Origin of the sequence: Micromonospora sp. MP36 (assembly GCF_008119785.1) — a bacterium.
Taxonomy (GTDB): Bacteria; Actinomycetota; Actinomycetes; order Mycobacteriales; family Micromonosporaceae; genus Micromonospora.
In genome coordinates, this window is sequence record NZ_VSFA01000085.1 from 1 (window position 1) to 15,727 (window position 15,727).

The 15,727-nt window shown below is 71.9% G+C and carries 18 protein-coding genes; 6 read left to right on the forward strand and 12 right to left on the reverse strand.

Annotated elements, in window-relative coordinates:
• Nucleotides 1-27 precede the first annotated feature (27 nt).
• The 6 genes from FXF52_RS32030 (at nt 28) to hypF (ending at nt 5,651) form a co-directional block, all read left to right on the forward strand.
• On the forward strand, nt 28-1,260 hold the full coding sequence (locus tag FXF52_RS32030; protein WP_370518053.1) for an Ig-like domain-containing protein: 1,233 nt from the start codon (nt 28-30) through the stop codon (nt 1,258-1,260).
• Between the two features lie 172 nt (nt 1,261-1,432).
• Nucleotides 1,433-1,810, forward strand: a complete 378-nt coding sequence (locus tag FXF52_RS32035; protein ID WP_148802533.1) for a helix-turn-helix transcriptional regulator — start codon at nt 1,433-1,435, stop codon at nt 1,808-1,810.
• A gap of 10 nt (nt 1,811-1,820) precedes the next feature.
• A complete protein-coding gene (locus tag FXF52_RS32040) occupies nt 1,821-2,435 on the forward strand; it encodes an SIS domain-containing protein (RefSeq protein WP_148802536.1) in 615 nt (204 codons plus the stop codon).
• On the forward strand, nt 2,432-2,674 hold the full coding sequence (locus FXF52_RS32045; RefSeq protein ID WP_148802539.1) for a HypC/HybG/HupF family hydrogenase formation chaperone: 243 nt from the start codon (nt 2,432-2,434) through the stop codon (nt 2,672-2,674). Before FXF52_RS32040 ends, FXF52_RS32045 begins: the two co-directional genes overlap by 4 nt.
• 22 nt (nt 2,675-2,696) lie before the next feature.
• On the forward strand, nt 2,697-3,362 hold the full coding sequence (locus tag FXF52_RS32050; RefSeq protein ID WP_148802542.1) for an SIS domain-containing protein: 666 nt from the start codon (nt 2,697-2,699) through the stop codon (nt 3,360-3,362).
• Nucleotides 3,363-3,371: 9 nt separating this feature from the next.
• On the forward strand, nt 3,372-5,651 hold the full coding sequence (hypF, locus tag FXF52_RS32055) for a carbamoyltransferase HypF (protein WP_187413847.1): 2,280 nt from the start codon (nt 3,372-3,374) through the stop codon (nt 5,649-5,651).
• A 118-nt stretch (nt 5,652-5,769) separates the two neighbouring features.
• Here hypF and hypE read toward each other — a convergent pair whose 3' ends face one another.
• From hypE to FXF52_RS32115, 12 genes are all read right to left on the reverse strand, one after another.
• Nucleotides 5,770-6,915 carry a hydrogenase expression/formation protein HypE gene (hypE, locus tag FXF52_RS32060; protein ID WP_148802544.1) on the reverse strand — a complete coding sequence of 382 codons (1,146 nt, stop codon included), beginning with the start codon at nt 6,913-6,915 and terminating at the stop codon, nt 5,770-5,772.
• Nucleotides 6,912-8,039 (reverse strand): hydrogenase formation protein HypD, encoded by a 1,128-nt coding sequence (hypD, locus tag FXF52_RS32065; protein ID WP_148802548.1) that lies wholly within the window; start codon nt 8,037-8,039, stop codon nt 6,912-6,914. Before hypD ends, hypE begins: the two co-directional genes overlap by 4 nt.
• An 11-nt stretch (nt 8,040-8,050) precedes the next feature.
• A complete protein-coding gene (locus tag FXF52_RS32070; RefSeq protein ID WP_148802550.1) occupies nt 8,051-8,323 on the reverse strand; it encodes a HypC/HybG/HupF family hydrogenase formation chaperone in 273 nt (90 codons plus the stop codon).
• A gap of 156 nt (nt 8,324-8,479) precedes the next feature.
• Nucleotides 8,480-8,683, reverse strand: coding sequence for a hypothetical protein (locus tag FXF52_RS32075; RefSeq protein WP_148802554.1), 204 nt, complete (start codon nt 8,681-8,683; stop codon nt 8,480-8,482).
• Between the two features lie 13 nt (nt 8,684-8,696).
• Nucleotides 8,697-9,311: a DUF5947 family protein gene (locus FXF52_RS32080; protein ID WP_148802557.1), complete on the reverse strand. Its 615-nt coding sequence runs from the start codon at nt 9,309-9,311 to the stop codon at nt 8,697-8,699.
• Nucleotides 9,308-9,916, reverse strand: coding sequence for a NifU family protein (locus FXF52_RS32085; protein ID WP_148802560.1), 609 nt, complete (start codon nt 9,914-9,916; stop codon nt 9,308-9,310). The genes FXF52_RS32080 and FXF52_RS32085 overlap by 4 nt, the downstream gene beginning before the upstream one ends.
• The gene (locus FXF52_RS32090) at nt 9,909-11,708 is read right to left on the reverse strand and encodes a nickel-dependent hydrogenase large subunit (protein ID WP_148802563.1); all 1,800 of its coding nucleotides are present in this window, start codon (nt 11,706-11,708) and stop codon (nt 9,909-9,911) included. The genes FXF52_RS32085 and FXF52_RS32090 overlap by 8 nt, the downstream gene beginning before the upstream one ends.
• Complete coding sequence (locus tag FXF52_RS32095) at nt 11,705-12,826, reverse strand: hydrogenase expression protein HypE (RefSeq protein ID WP_148802566.1); 1,122 nt, start codon at nt 12,824-12,826, stop codon at nt 11,705-11,707. Before FXF52_RS32095 ends, FXF52_RS32090 begins: the two co-directional genes overlap by 4 nt.
• A complete protein-coding gene (locus FXF52_RS32100) occupies nt 12,823-13,362 on the reverse strand; it encodes a hemerythrin domain-containing protein (protein ID WP_148802568.1) in 540 nt (179 codons plus the stop codon). Before FXF52_RS32100 ends, FXF52_RS32095 begins: the two co-directional genes overlap by 4 nt.
• Complete coding sequence (locus tag FXF52_RS32105) at nt 13,362-13,718, reverse strand: hydrogenase maturation nickel metallochaperone HypA (RefSeq protein WP_222870791.1); 357 nt, start codon at nt 13,716-13,718, stop codon at nt 13,362-13,364. The genes FXF52_RS32100 and FXF52_RS32105 overlap by 1 nt, the downstream gene beginning before the upstream one ends.
• Nucleotides 13,711-14,295 (reverse strand): hydrogenase maturation protease, encoded by a 585-nt coding sequence (locus FXF52_RS32110; RefSeq protein ID WP_148802572.1) that lies wholly within the window; start codon nt 14,293-14,295, stop codon nt 13,711-13,713. The genes FXF52_RS32105 and FXF52_RS32110 overlap by 8 nt, the downstream gene beginning before the upstream one ends.
• Nucleotides 14,292-15,698: a hypothetical protein gene (locus tag FXF52_RS32115; RefSeq protein WP_222870792.1), complete on the reverse strand. Its 1,407-nt coding sequence runs from the start codon at nt 15,696-15,698 to the stop codon at nt 14,292-14,294. Before FXF52_RS32115 ends, FXF52_RS32110 begins: the two co-directional genes overlap by 4 nt.
• Nucleotides 15,699-15,727 lie beyond the last annotated feature (29 nt).

Sequence of the window (15,727 nt, forward strand, 5' to 3'; positions counted from 1 at the left end):
CTGAGGCGGCGATTGAGGCTGCTGTCGGTGACCATCGCGGCCACACCGTTGGTCCTCGTCGGGTGTACCGCCGACCACCTGCCGGGCGCCCGGCAGGCGAACGCGGCCCCGCCGCAACTGACGGTTACTCCGGGGAACCAGTCGAAGGACGTGCCGATCAGCGCCGAGGTGGGGACCGCCGTCAAGGGTGGGAAGATCACGGCGGTGCGGTTGACCGACGACAAGGGTGCCCAGGTGCCGGCGGAGCCGCGCGAGGACGGGTCGAGTTGGGTGCCGGCGCGGCCGTTGCAGAATTCGCGGACGTACACGGCGGAGGTGACCGCCACCGGTGACAAGGGGAAGACGGCCACGCAGAAGACAACCTTTACGACGGCGGCCAAATCGACCAAACCGGAAGTTACCAGCGTCCTGAATTTCACCGGGGACCAGACGTACGGGACGGCCATGCCGGTAGTGGTCACGTTTGACCCGGCAATTCCGAAAGAGGCCCGGGCGGACGTGCAGCGGCGATTGTTCGTGAAGACGGATCCGCCGCAGCCGGGCACCTGGTCGTGGCTGGCCGACGGCAAGCAGGTCGAGTATCGGGCGCCGGACTTCTGGAAGCCGGGCACGAAGATCAGCGTCCGCAGCGCGCTGGAGGGGCTGCCGATCGGCAAGGACGCCATCGGCGACGCGGACCGGTCGGGCACGTCGAAGATCGGCCGGCAGGTGTCGCTCGACATCGACAACGCCAGCAAGCAGATGTCCGTCTACGAGGACGGCAAACTGCTGCGGAAGATCCCGGTCAGCCTCGGCAAGCCGAGCACGCCGACCTCGAGCGGCAACATGGTGATCATGGAGAAGTTCGAGTACACGACGTTCAACACCATGGGCGACCCGAACGGCGGTTACATCGTCGACGTCGAGGACGCGCAGCGGCTCACCGACGGTGGCGAGTTCATCCACGCCGCACCGTGGTCAGAGGGGGACCAGGGCTACACCAACGTCTCGCACGGCTGCACCAACGTCTCCAACGCCAACGCCGATTGGCTGATGCGGACCACCCAGGTCGGCGACCTGGTGACGGTCAAGGGCACCGAGGTGACCCTGGATCAGGGCAACGGCTGGACCGCCTGGAACGTCGGCTGGGACGAGTTCGCCAAGGGCAGCGCGCTGCCCGTACCGGCCGGGCTGAAGCCCACGGTCAGTGCGACGCCGCACCCGGGCGTGGTGGCCGGCGGTTCGGCGCCCGCCCCCGCCCGCTCCAACAGCGGCGGCTGATCCGGGCGTACGCCCTTCGCGCGACAGACGCCGCGGCCCGCGACCGGACACATCCGGCCGCGGGCCGCGGCGCTTGCCGGGTCCGCCGACGAACCGGGCAATCCACCATATTCCGGCAGTAAGTGTGTTTAGCTGCAGGAGAAGGGGTGCCCGGCACCGGGAAGGGATCGGCATGGACGGACGTGAACTGCGCGGCCTGCTGCATCCGTTCCTGCTGCTCCTGATCTTCGAACGGCCCGCTCACGGGTACGACCTGATCGACCGGCTGCGGGCCATGGGAGTGCCGGACGTGGAACCGGGCCACGTCTACCGGGTGCTGCGCGGCCTGGAACGCGACCGGTCGCTGATCTCCATGTGGGAGACCACCGGGGCCGGCCCGGCACGCCGGTGCTACGAGCTCACCGCCAAGGGCCGCGACGACCTCCGGTCCTGGACGGTCCGACTGGCCCAGCTCGACCAGGTCATCGGCACCTGCCTGCGGCGCACGGCCGGTCTCTTCGACGGGGCGCGGGCCGGTCGCGCCGAGCGGTACGCCGCCACCCCACGCTGAACGGAGGAGCATGCAGTCGTCCCTGATGCCGGCGGTCGACCGCGCGTTCGCCCGCCGGGTGGCACCCGGGCAGGCGCTCGCCGGCGACGCGGCGCGGATCGCGCGGGCCTGCTACGAGATGGCCCTACGCTTCCATCGCGGCGGCAAGTTGATCGTCTTCGGCAACGGCGGGCCGGCGACCGACGCCCAGCACGTCGTGGTGGAGTTCGTCCACCCGGTCATCGTGGGCAAGCGGGCACTGCCGGCGATCTCGCTGACCAACGACGCCGCCACCCTCACCGGGATCGCCCGGGCCGAGGGCTTCGACGAGGTGTTCGCGGCCCAGCTGCGCCTGCTCGCCGCCCCGCAGGACATCGCGCTCGGCCTGTCCGTCGACGGCCGCTGCGCCAACGTGCGGCGCGGCCTGGCGACGGCCCGCGACCTCGGTCTGCTCACCGTCGGGCTGGTCGGCGGCGACGGCGGCGACCTCGCCCGGGAAGCCGTCGCCGACCACGTCGTCGTGGCCCATTCCGACGATCCGTGCATCGTCAAGGAGGTGCACGTGACGATCTACCACATCCTCTGGGAGCTGGTGCACGTGTTCTTCGAGCAGCCCGGACTGCTGGCGCCGGAGGTGGTCCGGTGACCGCGCGCCCGGCGCCGGCGACCCGGGCCGTACCCGAATGCCACGACGACGTATGCCTCACCTGCTCCGACGCGGCGGTCGCCGTGCGGGTGCGGGAGCTGCTGGCCGACGGCCTGGCCGTGGTGGACACGGACGCCGGACCGCAGGAGGTCAGTGTGGCCCTGGTCGAGGCGGGACCGGGCGACGTGGTGCTGGTGCACGCCAAGGAGGCCATCGCCGTGGTGGAGAAGCGCCCATGAGCGAGCGCAGCGGAGTGCCGGCATGAGCGCCGGGGTCGAGGGTGCGATCGGGTCGCTCTACCCGTTCCTCGACAGCCGGCCGACCGACGTGGACGCGGTGCTCGCCGCGGTCGCGCGGTCCACCGCCGAGAAGGCGGCGGAGATCGTCGCCCTCCGCGAATCGCTGGTCGCCGAGCACGGGCAACGACTGGTCGACTGCGCCCGCAGGTGCGCCGCGGCCTTCCGGGCCGGCGGCACGCTGTTCGCGGTGGGCAACGGGGGCAGCAGCACCGACGCGCAGGACCTCGCGCAGTTGTTCCTGCACCCGCCGACGGCCGCCCGCCCGTTGCCGGCCATCTCGTTGACCCACGACGCCGCGCTGATCACCGCACTCTCCAACGACGTCGGCTTCGAGGTGGTCTTCGCCCGGCAGGTGGCGGCGTTCGGCCGGGCCGGGGACATCGTGGTGGGGCTGTCCACGAGCGGCGGGTCGGCCAACGTCCTGCGGGCGTTCGAGGAGGCGGCCCGGCGCGGCATGCTCACCGTCGGCATCGCCGGGTACGACGGCGGTCGGATGGCGGAGTCCGAGTTCGTCGACCACCTGTTCGTGGTCCCGTCGGCCTCCGTGCACCGGGTCCAGGAGGCGCAGACGACGGTCTACCACGTGCTGTGGGAACTCACCCAGCAGGCGCTGGCCGGCGAGCTCTGACCGGCCGTCATGGAGCTGGCCAGCGTGCGGCGGGTGCACGTCCGGGTGGAGGGCATCGTGCAGGGGGTCGGCTTCCGACCGTTCGTGCACGCCCTGGCCACCGAGTACGACCTGGCCGGGTTCGTCGGCAACGACACCGCGGGCGTCTTCGTCGAGGTCGAAGGGGAGGGCGACCGGCTGGCCGCCTTCGTGGCCGACCTCAGCCGGCGCGCGCCGACCCTCGCCCAGGTCGAGCGGCTCACCACCCAACCGGTCCCGCCCACCGGCCAGCCCGGCTTCGCCATCGTCACCAGCGTCACCGGCGCCGGCCGAGACGCCCTGATCTCCCCGGACACCGCGACCTGCCCGGACTGCCTCGCCGAGCTGTCCGATCCGGCGGACCGGCGCCACGGGTACCCGTTCACGAACTGCACCAACTGCGGCCCGCGGTTCACCATCGTCGAGGACGTCCCGTACGACCGCCGCACCACCACGATGGCCGGGTTCCTGCTCTGCGCCGACTGCGCCGCCGAGTACGCGGACCCGGGCAACCGCCGCTTCCACGCCGAGGCGGTGTGCTGCCCCGCGTGCGGTCCCACCCTGCGGCTCGTCGAGGCCGACGGCACCCCGGTGCCCGGCGACCCGCTGGACACCGCCGTCCGGTGGCTGCGGGACGGCCGGATCGTCGCGGTCAAGGGCCTCGGCGGCTACCACCTGGCCACCCGGGCCGACGACGAGCGGGTCGTCTCGACCTTGCGGGCCCGCAAGCACCGCGAGGAGAAGCCGTTCGCGGTGATGACCGCCGACCTGCGGGCGGCACAAACCCTGGTGGACGTGGCGCCCGCGGCCGTGCCGGTGCTCACCAGCGCCCGCCGCCCCGTGGTGCTGCTGCCCCGCCGCGCCGGCGCCCCGGTCGCCGCGTCGGTGGCACCGGGCAACCGCGACCTGGGCATCATGCTGCCGTACACGCCGCTGCACCGGCTGCTGCTCGGCCGGCTCGGCCTGCCGATCGTGCTGACCAGCGGCAACGTCTCCGACGAACCGATCGCGCACCGCGACGACGACGCCCGCCGGCGGCTGGCGCCGATCGCCGACGGGTTCCTCACCCACGACCGGCGGATCCACGTCCGCACCGACGACTCGGTGGTACGCGTGTTCCGCGGCCGGGAGCTGCCGGTGCGGCGCTCCCGGGGGTACGTGCCCGCGCCGCTCACCCTGCCGTGGCGGTTCGACCGGCCGGTGCTGGCCTGCGGCGCCGAGCTGAAGAACACCTTCTGCGTGGCGAAGGGGCGGCGCGCGTTCGTGTCACACCACATCGGTGACCTGGCCAACTACGAGACGTTGCGGGCTTTCACCGACGGGATCGCGCACTTCACCCGGCTCTTCGACGTCCGGCCGGAGATCGTCGCCCACGACCTGCATCCCGAATACCTGTCCACGAAGTACGCGTTGCAGCGCGACGACGTCGAGCTGCTCGGCGTCCAGCACCACCACGCCCACATCGCGTCCTGCCTGGCCGACAACGGCGAACCAGGCCCGGTGATCGGCGTCGCCTTCGACGGTCTCGGCTACGGCCCGGACGGCACCCTCTGGGGCGGCGAGCTGCTCATCGCGGACCTGGCCGGCTTCGAGCGGATCGGTCACCTGGCCACGGTCCCCATGCCGGGCGGGGTCGCGGCGGTGCACGAGCCGTGGCGGATGGCGGCGGCCCACCTCGACGAGATCTACAGCGACGCGGTGCCCGACCTGGCGGTGCGGCGCCGGCACGAGCGGCACTGGCCCGCGGTCGTGGCGCTGGCGCGGACCGGGACGAACTCACCGCGTACCTCCAGCGCCGGACGGCTGTTCGACGCGGTCTCGGCGATCCTCGGCCTGCACGACCGGGTCACCTACGAGGGGCAGGCGGCGATCGCGCTGGAGCAGCGGGCCGACCGCGACGAGCGGGGCGGCTACCCGGTCGAGGCGGGCGGACCGGTGCCGCTCCTCGACGCCGGGCGCGCACTAATCCGGTGCGTGGTCGAGGACCTGCGCGCCGGGGTGGACCCCGGTCGGATCGCCGCGCGTTTCCACCACGGCCTGGCCGAGGCCGTGGTCGCGGCGGCCGGCGCGGTCCGGGAGCGCACCGGCCTGACCACGGTCGCGCTCTCCGGCGGGGTCTTCCAGAACGTGCTGCTGCTCAACCGGGTGGTGAGCGGGCTGGAGCGGGACGACTTCCGGGTGCTCGTGCACTCCCGAGTGCCGCCCAACGACGGGGGTATCTCCCTCGGCCAGGCCGTGGTGGCGGCGGCCCGGGCCGGACCCGCCGGCTGACCTCGCGCCACGGCCACCGGTGCTCTCGGCGCGAGCGGTGGCCGCCCGGCTGACCCGCGCCGCGCGCACCCGTGCGAGCGGCGCGAGCCGCGGCCGCCCGGCTGACCCGCGACCGCCCTCAGCAGATCCGGGGGAGCGGGTCGCCGACCAGCATGTCGACCACCCGGGTGCCGCCAAACGCCGTGTGGAGCAGCACCATCCCGGGCGGGTCGGCGGTGACCCGGCCGATGACCGCCGCGCCGTCGCCGAACGGGTGGCCGCGCAGCGCCGCCACCGCGGCCTCCGCCTGGGCGCCGTCCACCACGGCCACCAGGCGGCCCTCGCAGGCCACGTAGAGCGGGTCGATGCCGAGCAGTTCGCACGCGCCGGTCACCGCGGGACGCACCGGCACCGCGGCCTCGTCGACGACGACGGCCACCCCGGCCGCCTGCGCCACCTCGTTGAGGATGGTCGCCACGCCGCCCCGGGTGGCGTCGCGCAGCAGCCGCACCCCGGGCGCCGCGTCCAGCAGGTCAGCCACCAGACCGGACAGCGGTGCGGTGTCCGAAGCCAGGTCGGCGGCGATGTCCAGCTCGCCGCGGGCGAGCATGATGGTGACGCCGTGGTCACCGATCGGACCGGAGACGACGACCGCGTCACCCGGACGGACCTGGCCCGTCCCGAGCGCCACCGGCCGCTCCAGCAGACCCACGCCGGCCGTGTTGATGTAGCAGCCGTCGGCCTTGCCCCGCTGCACCACCTTGGTGTCACCGGTGACCACCTGGACCCCGGCGCGCTCCGCCGCGGCGGCCATGGAGGCGGTGATCCGCCGCAGATCGGCGACGGGAAAGCCCTCCTCCAGAATGAACCCGGCCGACAGGTACAGCGGGCGGGCGCCGCTCACCGCGAGGTCGTTGACGGTGCCGTTGACGGCGAGGTCGCCGATGTCCCCGCCCGGGAAGAACAGCGGCGACACCACGTACGAGTCGGTGGTGAAGGCCAGCCGGCCGCCGCCCACCGACAGCACGGCGGCATCGTCGAGCGCCTCCAGCGTCGGGTTGCGGAACGCCTCCACGAACAGCCCCTCGATCAGGCTGTGCGTCGCCTTCCCGCCCGCGCCGTGCGCGAGGGTGATCCGGCTCTCCCGGATCCTCGGCGCACGTTGCCGGGCCCGCTCGATGCGCAGCAGCACCTGCTGCTCCGGCGACAGTCGCCCCGGCTCGGGCCCGGTCGTCGCCTCGGCCACCGCGCGTCCGGTCCCACCGGCGGTGCGTTCGGTCGTCATACGCTGCTCGCCTCCGTCAGCCGCTGCCGCGTGAAGCGGCCGAAGTTGTAGTAGGCGGCGCACGCACCCTCCGAGGAGACCATGCAGGTGCCGATGGGCGTCTCCGGCGTGCACGCGGTACCGAACACCTTGCACTCCCAGGGCTTGAGCACCCCCTTGAGCACCTCGCCGCACTGGCACGCCTTCGGGTCCGCGACGCGCACCCCGGGCACCGAGAAGACCCGCTCGGCGTCGTACGCCGCGTACTCGTCCCGCATCCGCAGCGCCGAGTGCGAGATGAAGCCGAGGCCACGCCACTCGAAGTACGGTCGCAGCTGCATGACCCGGCCGATCGCCTCCAGCGCCCGCAGGTTGCCGTCCCAGGGCACCACCCGGGTGTACTGGTTCTCCACCTCGCAGCGGCCCTCGGCGAGCTGCCTGAGCAGCAGGTGAACCGACTGCAGGAGATCCAGCGGCTCGAACCCGGCGCACACCAGCGGCTTGCCGTAGTCGCGGGCGATGAACTCGTACGGCCGGCAGCCGATGACGGTGGAGACGTGCCCAGGCCCGAGGAAACCGTCCAGCCGCAGGTCCGGTGAGTCGAGGATCGCCTTGATCGCCGGAAGGATGGTGACGTGGTTGCAGAAGACCGAGAAGTTGTCGATGCCCTCGGCGGCCGCCCGCAGCACGGTCATCGCGGTCGACGGCGAGGTGGTCTCGAACCCGATCGCCATGAAGACCACCCTGCGGTCCGGGTTGGTCCGGGCGATCTTCAGGGCGTCCAGCGGCGAGTACACCATCCGGATGTCCGCGCCGGCCGCCTTGGCGTCCAGGAACGAGCCGTTCCCGCCGGGGACCCGCATCATGTCGCCGAACGCGGTCATGATGACGCCCGGCTCGTGGGCGATGGCGATGGCGTCGTCCACGCGGCCCATCGGGATGACGCAGACCGGGCAGCCCGGGCCGTGCACGAGCGCGACACTCTCCGGCAGGTAGTCCTCGATCCCGTGCTTGTAGATGGTGTGCGTGTGCCCGCCGCACACCTCCATGAACTTGTACTGCCGTCCCGGCTCGCACAAGGCGGCGATCTGGGTGGCCAACGCCTGGGCCTTGTCCGCGTCGCGGTACTCGTCGACGAAACGCATCTGGTGATCCCCTAGCTGATGTCGGATTCGGCGAGCGCCTGCAACTCGTCGGTGTACGCCTGCCCGAGGCCGGTCAACAGCGCCAACGTGGCGGCCGCCTCGGCTTCGTCGATCTTGGACATGGCGAACCCGACGTGGACCAGCACCCAGTCGCCGACGCCGATCTGGTCCGCCTCGAGCAGGCCGATGTTGACCGCCCGCCGTACGCCCACGACGTCGACCACGGCGAGATCGTCGTGGCCGGCCTTGATCTCGACGATCTCACCCGGGATACCTAGACACATCGGTTCGTTCGGCCTTCCCGCTCACATTTTCTCGATCTTGATGTAGCGCCGCAGCGCGGGAAATTCCTTCCAGAACAGCCCCACGGCGGCGGCGCCGGCCAGCAGCGCCAACAGCTTCCGCATCACTCACCTCCTTCGGGCCCGCTCCGGATCCGGTCAGCCCGGCGGCAGGTTCGGCATGATCGGCAGGATCGGGCCGTGCTTCTTGGGCCGGATGCCGGTGGAGCGGCGGGCGTCCACCGTCCCGTCATCGTGGTGGCCCGACTGCTTCCGCCGCCGCGAGTTGCCCTCCTCGACGCCCTTGGTGTGCGCCGGCGCGTCGAGTTCGACATCGGGGTCGCCCACCCGGATCTCGCCCATACCGCCTCCTCCATCAGTCGTTTCCGGACGGCCGACCGTGCCGTCGACCGAGATCGTCGAAGAACCCGGCGATCGCTCGCCACACCGCGCTTCCCCCCGACATGCCCGTCCAGTGCCGCCGGATGAGCGCGACGAGTCGGAAGCAGTCGTCCACCGGCACCACCCACTGCTGAGCGCCGCCGCTGTGGGGCGTGCCCGTCCACACCAGCAACGCCTCGACCCGCGGCTTCAGCTCGGCCAGCGCGGGTGACCGCGCCTCGACCGTTCGCCAGGCGCCGGCGTCGATCTCCGACTCCGTGGTGCCGAGGGGGCTCGGATAGTGCCCGAGCACCCGGCCGTCCCGCTGCTTCACGAAGAACACCAGACCGACCGGCACGCCGAGCTCGCCGGCGGGCGGGCCGGTCAACCGCCGGCCGCGGGCAGGGACGAGCTGGTACCGGCCGGCGCCGGCCGCGTCGCGTTCGAACAGCAGCGAACACGGCGTGCAGGCGCACAGCAGTTCCCCGTCCTGCTCGTCCCACACGTGCCGGTGCTCCGGGTTGACCGTTCCGGCGCACATGCCGCAGCGCTCGACCGCCGTGCGCTGCCCGGCGCGGCGGATCGCCCGCTGCAGCGCGCCCGCTGTCATGCCCGGCCGCCCGACGCCGCCGGCCCCGCGGCTCGCCCCGCCTCGGTCAGCGCCGCCGCGCCGGTCCGGTCCGGCCGTTGCCACAGGGTGGCGATCGGAATCAGCGCCGGCGCCGGCTCGGGCGCCACCACGTCGACCGTGGACAGCTCCGGCGCGAACGTCAGCACCTGCTCGCGCACCAGCTCGCGCACGGCCGCGCCGCCACCGCCACACGACCTCGCCGACAGGCTGATCCGCGCCACCTCGCCCCGGACACCCATCAGCGCGACGTCGGCGCCCTGTGCCCGCAGCTGCGGCCGGAGGTCGTCGATCGCCCGGGCCACCCGCCGTTCCACCGGATCCGGGTGGATGCGGTGCAACAGCAGCAGGTGTCGCAGCAACTCGTCGCCGGTGAGCCGGTCGAGCGCGCCAGGGCTGTCGGCGAGATCGGTGACCCGGGCCAGCGCCTCGCCGTACACCTCGGTTAGCAGCTCGACGGCCTCCAGCGCGAGCTCGGCGGTGCGGCCGGGGGTCTGCTCCAGCTGGCCGAGCACGGCGTCCAGGCGGGCCAGCCGCGGCTCGACGGCCGCGTCGTCGAGCCGCGGGAGCTCCGGCTGCTCAGCCATGCGACGCGCCGAACATCGGCGAGTGGATCTTCTTGAGGGTCTGTCCGCCGCCGACGTACATGTGCACCCCGCAGGGCAGGCAGGGATCGAAGCTGCGCACCGCCCGCATGATGTCCACGCCCTTGAAGTTGTCCGGGCCGTTCTCCTCGAAGATCGGCGTGTTCTGGATCGCGTCCTCGTACGGCCCCGGGGTGCCGTAGCTGTCGCGGGGGCTGCCGTTCCACGGCGTCGGCGGGTACGGGTGGTAGTTGGCGATCTTGCGGTCCCGGATCACGACGTGGTGCGACAGGAGGCCCCGGACGGCCTCGTGGAAGCCGCAGCCGATGGCCTCGTCCGGCACGTCGAACTCGGCGAACACCCGCATGTCGCCGCCGCGCATTCGCTCCATCGCCCGCTCGAGGAAGTAGAGCGACATCGCCGCGGCGTACGCGATGAAGTAGGCCCGGGAGCGGTCCCGCTCCAGCGCGTTCGACCACTTCGGGATCTTCCACTCCAGCGTCATCTCGGGCAGTTGCCGGCTCTTCGGCAGCGAGATCAGCACGCTCTGCCCGGTCGACTTGACGTACGGGGTGTCGACCATCTTGGCCAGTGCGGTGGTGTACAGCCGGGCGAAGCAGCCGCCGCCGGTGTCCAGCGCGAGATGCTCGCCGCTGGTCTTGTCGAACCAGCGGGGGCTCATCACCCAGCTGTACTTGTCGTCGAAGTCGCGCTTCTGCGGATCGGGCAGGGTCGTCTGGTTCCAGGGGTGGCGGATGTCGACCGGGTTGCCGAGCGGGTCGTACTTGACGAACGGTTCCTCCTGGCCGGCCCAGTCCTTGTAGTACGAGCTGCCGAGCAGGATGCGGATGCCGAGGTTGATGTCCACCAGGTCCGTGGTGAGCAGCTTGCCGTCGACCACGATGCCGGGCGTGACGTGCATCGCCCGCCCCCAGTTCGTCATGGTCTCGTACTTGTAGTCGACGACGTCGGGGTTCTGGAACGAGCCCCAGCAGCCGAGCAGGACCCGGCGGCGACCGACCTCCTCGTAGCCGGGCAGCGCCTCGTACCAGAAGTCGAAGATGTCGTCGTTCATGGCGACGGCCTTCTTCACGAAGTCGAGGATGCTGATCAGCCGGGTCAGGTAGTCGGTGAACAGGGTCGGCTGCGGCATGGTGCCGACGCCGCCGGGGTAGACCGTGGACGGGTGGACGTGCCGGCCCTCCATGAGGCAGAACATCTCCCGGGTGGTCCGGCTGACCTTCAGCGCCTCCTTGTAGACCTCGCCCTCGAACGGGTTGTACGCCCGCATGATGTCGGCGATCGTCCGGTAGCCGTGGATGTCCCGGCCCGGTGCCGCGGTGGCTTCGGCGCGGGCGAGCACGCTGGGGTTGGTCTGCTTGACCATCGCCTCGCAGAAGTCGACGAAGACGAGATTGTCCTGGAAGAGGGTGTGGTCGAACATGTACTCGGCGGCCTCGCCGAGGTTGATGATCCACTCGGCGAGCGGCGGGGTCTTGACGCCGTAGGCCATGTTCTGCGCGTAGACGGAGCAGGTCGTGTGGTTGTCGCCGCAGATGCCGCAGATCCGGCTGGTGATGAAGCCGGCGTCCCGCGGGTCCTTGCCCTTCATGAACACGGAGTAGCCGCGGAACAGCGACGACGTGGTGTGGCATTCGGCGACCACCCGGTTCGCGAAGTCGATCTTCGTGTAGACGCCGAGGTTGCCGATGATCCGGGTGATCGGATCCCACGCCATCTCCACCAGTTCGCCGGGCTTCTTGCCGGCGGCCGGCTTCGGTTTCGTCGCGGTCACGGTCGGTTCCTCTCCTCTGCTGCCTGTCGACGGGGGTCCGCCGGACCGTACGGGCGCCAGCGGGGGTTGTAGCCGCTGGTGAGCTCGGGGCCGTTGTGGTGCCACTTCGGTTCGCGGTTGGCGGTGACGTTGGTGAGGCCGCGCAGGCGGCGGATCACCGCGCCGTACGGCTTGATGAGCAGGGTGGACAGGCTGCCACCGGGAGGCATGTCCATGAACGGCATGAACTTGTCGGGGAAGCCCGGCATGGTGCAGCCGATGCAGATGCCGCCGACGTTGGGGCAGCCGCCCACACCGCCCATCCAGCCGCGCTTCGGGACGTTGCAGTTGATGACCGGACCCCAGCAGCCGACCTTGACCTGGCACTTGGGCGAGTTGTAGTCCTTGGCGAAGTCGGCCTGCTCGTAGTAGGCGGCCCGGTCGCAGCCCTCGTGCACGGTCTTGCCGAACAGCCACTGCGGCCGCAGCATGTGGTCCAGCGGCGGGGGCGGCGCCGACCCCGCCGCGTGGTAGAGCACCCAGGTGAGGGTCTCCATGAAGTTCTCCGGCTGGATCGGGCAGCCGGGCACGTTCACGATCGGCAGGCCGCCCTGGGACCGGAAGTCCCACCCGAGATAGTCGGCCAGACCCATGCACCCCGTCGGGTTGCCCGCCATGGCGTGGATGCCGCCGTACGTCGCGCAGGTGCCGGCGGCGACGACCGCCCACGCCTTCGGCGCCAACTGGTCGATCCACCAGTTCAAGGTCAGCGGCTCACCGGTGCGCTCGTCGTTGCCGAACGACGTCCAGTACCCGTCGCCGTTGATGTTCTCGTTCGGGATCGAGCCCTCGATGACCAGGATGAACGGCTCGGTCATCTCGCCGCGGGCCGCCTTCCGGTACGGGGCCAGGAACTCCTCGCCGCCGGCCGCCGCTGACAGCACCTTGTTGTGCAGGTTGACCTTCGGCAGGCCGGGAATGAGCCCGAGGGCGATGTCCTCGATCGCCGGCTGCGCGGAGGCCGTCATCGACACGGAGTCCCCGTCACAACTCATGCCCTCGGAGATCCAGAGGATGGTGATCTCGTCGAACCCGTTCTCCTGCGGGATCACCGCGGTGGCGCCCCTGCTCTGACTCATGTGCGTGGCCTCCCTTGCATCCGATCCCGAAGCCGGTCGTAGATGGCCGCCACCGGCGCTGCGAGGGTGAGCGCCGGCGGCTTGTCCGGGGCGTGCGGGTGCGGGCGCGTCGGGGCCCGCTGCTTGCCCTGGTCGATCTCCTGGCCCAGCTCGCGGAGGGCCTGCTCGTCGGCCTGGGCGCACAGCTGCGGCATGAGCTCGTTCTCGTCGTCCTGCACGTGCCGGGCGACGGCGGACGCCAGCCGCTCCATCAGCTCGTCCTGGGCGTGGTCGCCGGCCCGGCAGCGGTCGAGTTCGAGCAGCAGCTCCTTGATCGGCCGGTGCCCGGCGAGGTGCCGGTCGACCTGCCCGTCGGCCAGCACCTGCGCGGCGAACGGGTAGAAGAGCACCTCTTCGAGCGCGGCGTGCTTCGACAGTTCGCGGACGAGGATTTCCACGACGCCGCGGCGCTGTGCGTCGGATTCCGTCGCCCGGTAGTCGCGGAACAGCTGTTCCACCACGCGGTGGTCGTGCCGCAGCACCTCGGTGGCGTCCATCAGACCGCGCCCACTTCGACGTTCGCCACCGTGATCGACTCCAGCACCACGTCGTCGCTGCCGGCGACATCGATGTCGACGCCCCCGCACCGCGGACAGGCCACCATCGCGAGGTGGTCGTCGACCGGCCCGCTGCGGCCGCACTCGTGGCAGGCCACCGTCATCGGTTCGAGCACCAGGTCGACCGCGGTGTCCGCGGCGACCGTGCCGGCGGCGGCCAGCTGGATGCCCTGCGTGACGACGTCGGGGTCGACCGGATGACCACCGATCCGCACCCGCAGCCCGGTCACCCGGCGGCCGGCCGCCCGGCGTACCGCCGCGTCCACGATCGCCTGGGACAAACCCGTCTCATGCACGCGTACCCACCTCCCGTTCGCTGCCGTCTGCGGAGCTGCCTGGTGCAGGGCCCTCGCCGTGGGCGAGCCGCGCCGTCTCCTCCCGGACGATCCCGGCCACCGTCTTGACCGCCTCGTCGACGGCGGCGGCCACCGGATCGGAAAGCCCCATGCACTCGTCGAGGACGGCGGGCCGGCAACCCACCACGAGGACCCGGCCGACACTGCCGCCCAGACCGCGCAGCAGGCGCAGCACCGACTCGGGATCCATGCCGTGGGCGTCGGCGGCCGGCGCGTCCAGCACGTCGGCCGGCCGCAGCGACCAGCCAGGGTCGTCGAGATCCACCTGGAGTACGGCCAACGTCCCGGGCGGCTCGTCCAGCGGCAACGCGTCCACCAGGACCAACACGTCGTGGCGGCCGTCCAGCAGATCGTAGGCCAGATGCATCCCCCGGATCCCGTAATCGGACACATCCACCCCTGGTGGGAGGACCACGTCCCGGAGGCGCCGCACGACCTCGACGCCGAACGCGTCGTCGCCGAGGAAGATGTTGCCGATGCCGGCGACCAGGACCCGTCCCCCGTCGACGCTGCTCACGGCGCGCTCACCTCGCCCGTCAACGGTTCGACCTCCTCCGGCCGGAAGTGGCGCAGGCGCCCGTACCACTGGTGCAGCTCCGCGCCCGGGTCGTCGTCCACCGTCACGGCGAGGAACCGGGTCCCGTCCACGTCGAGCAGCACCTGCTCCACCCGGGCGGTGCGGCCCGCCAGGAACATGTCGTGCGCGTCCGTGCCGCGCCGGCGGGGCCGTAACCGGACCCGGCTGCCCCGGGCCAGCAGGGTGCCCGTGACCAGCACGGTGTCCGTCTCCGGCGTGATCCCCGCATCGGCGCCCGGCTCCCACCACGGCCGGTCCGGATCCGGCTCGGCAGCGCCGTCCGGGCGTACCGGCGCCAGGGTGCGGATCGCCCCGTGCAACCGTTCGAGCACCTCGGGCGGCATGGTGTCGACCCGGTCGAGGATGGCGGCCGCCCGGGGATCGGTTGCCCGCGCCTCCCGCTTCTCCGCGTCGGAGAGCGTGAGCGTCCGCAGCGAGAGGATCTCGTCGATCTCGGTCGCGTCGTGCAGGTCGCCCGGGCTCTCCGGCGCGATCTTCGGGTGGTCGTAGAGGATGATGGGCGAGGAGAGCAGCACGTCGGCGGTGCCGGGCTCGCCGGCGAGCACCGGGAACGTGTGCACGTTGCGGCACTCCCGCGCCGCGGCCACCGCCCACTCGGGCGGGTCGAGCAGCGACAGGAACCGTCCCCGATCGACGGTGACCAGCGTGTGCGCCGCCAGCAGGCAGCGGGGCAACGCCTCGTCCCGGGGGCTGTCCGGCGGGGTCGCGTCGTCCGTGTTCTCGACCCGGATCCCGAGGCGCAGCAGGCGGAAGGGCGCCTCGGCCGGGGCGGCGGAGACGGTGACCGACGCCGACAACGGCCAGCGCCGGCGTACCACCCGACCGACCGGCCCGCCCCGGTCGTCGACCAGCGCCTCGACGTCCTCCCCGCCCGGCACCCGGACGTCGAGGCGGCGGCCCCGCCGCAGGTCGCCGACGGACGCCGCCACCTCGTGCTCGCGGGGCACCGCCTCGTCGAAGCTCAGCTCCGTGCGGCCACCGACCTCGATCCGGTCGACCGGCCGGTACCCGCCGTCGGCCGTCCGGCTCTCGGTCACCCTGCGCTGCAGCTGCAGGAACCGCAACCGGACGCGGACGATCGCCGCGTCCTGCGCCTCCACCAGGCACTCGGTCCGCTGCCACGGCGACTCCGCGGAGCCCGCCACGCCGCTGTCCACCAGGCCGTGCGCCGCGCCCCAGGCCGGCGGCACCAGGACCCCGAACTGCCAGCGGACCCGGTTCTTGCCCGATGACCGACGGTAGGGATAGAGCAGGTAGCCCTCGTACAGGATCGCGTCGGCGACCGCCTCGGCGCTGTCGAGACTGGGACTGTCGGTCCGCACCGTGCGCAACCCCCTTCGGGCATGCGGGG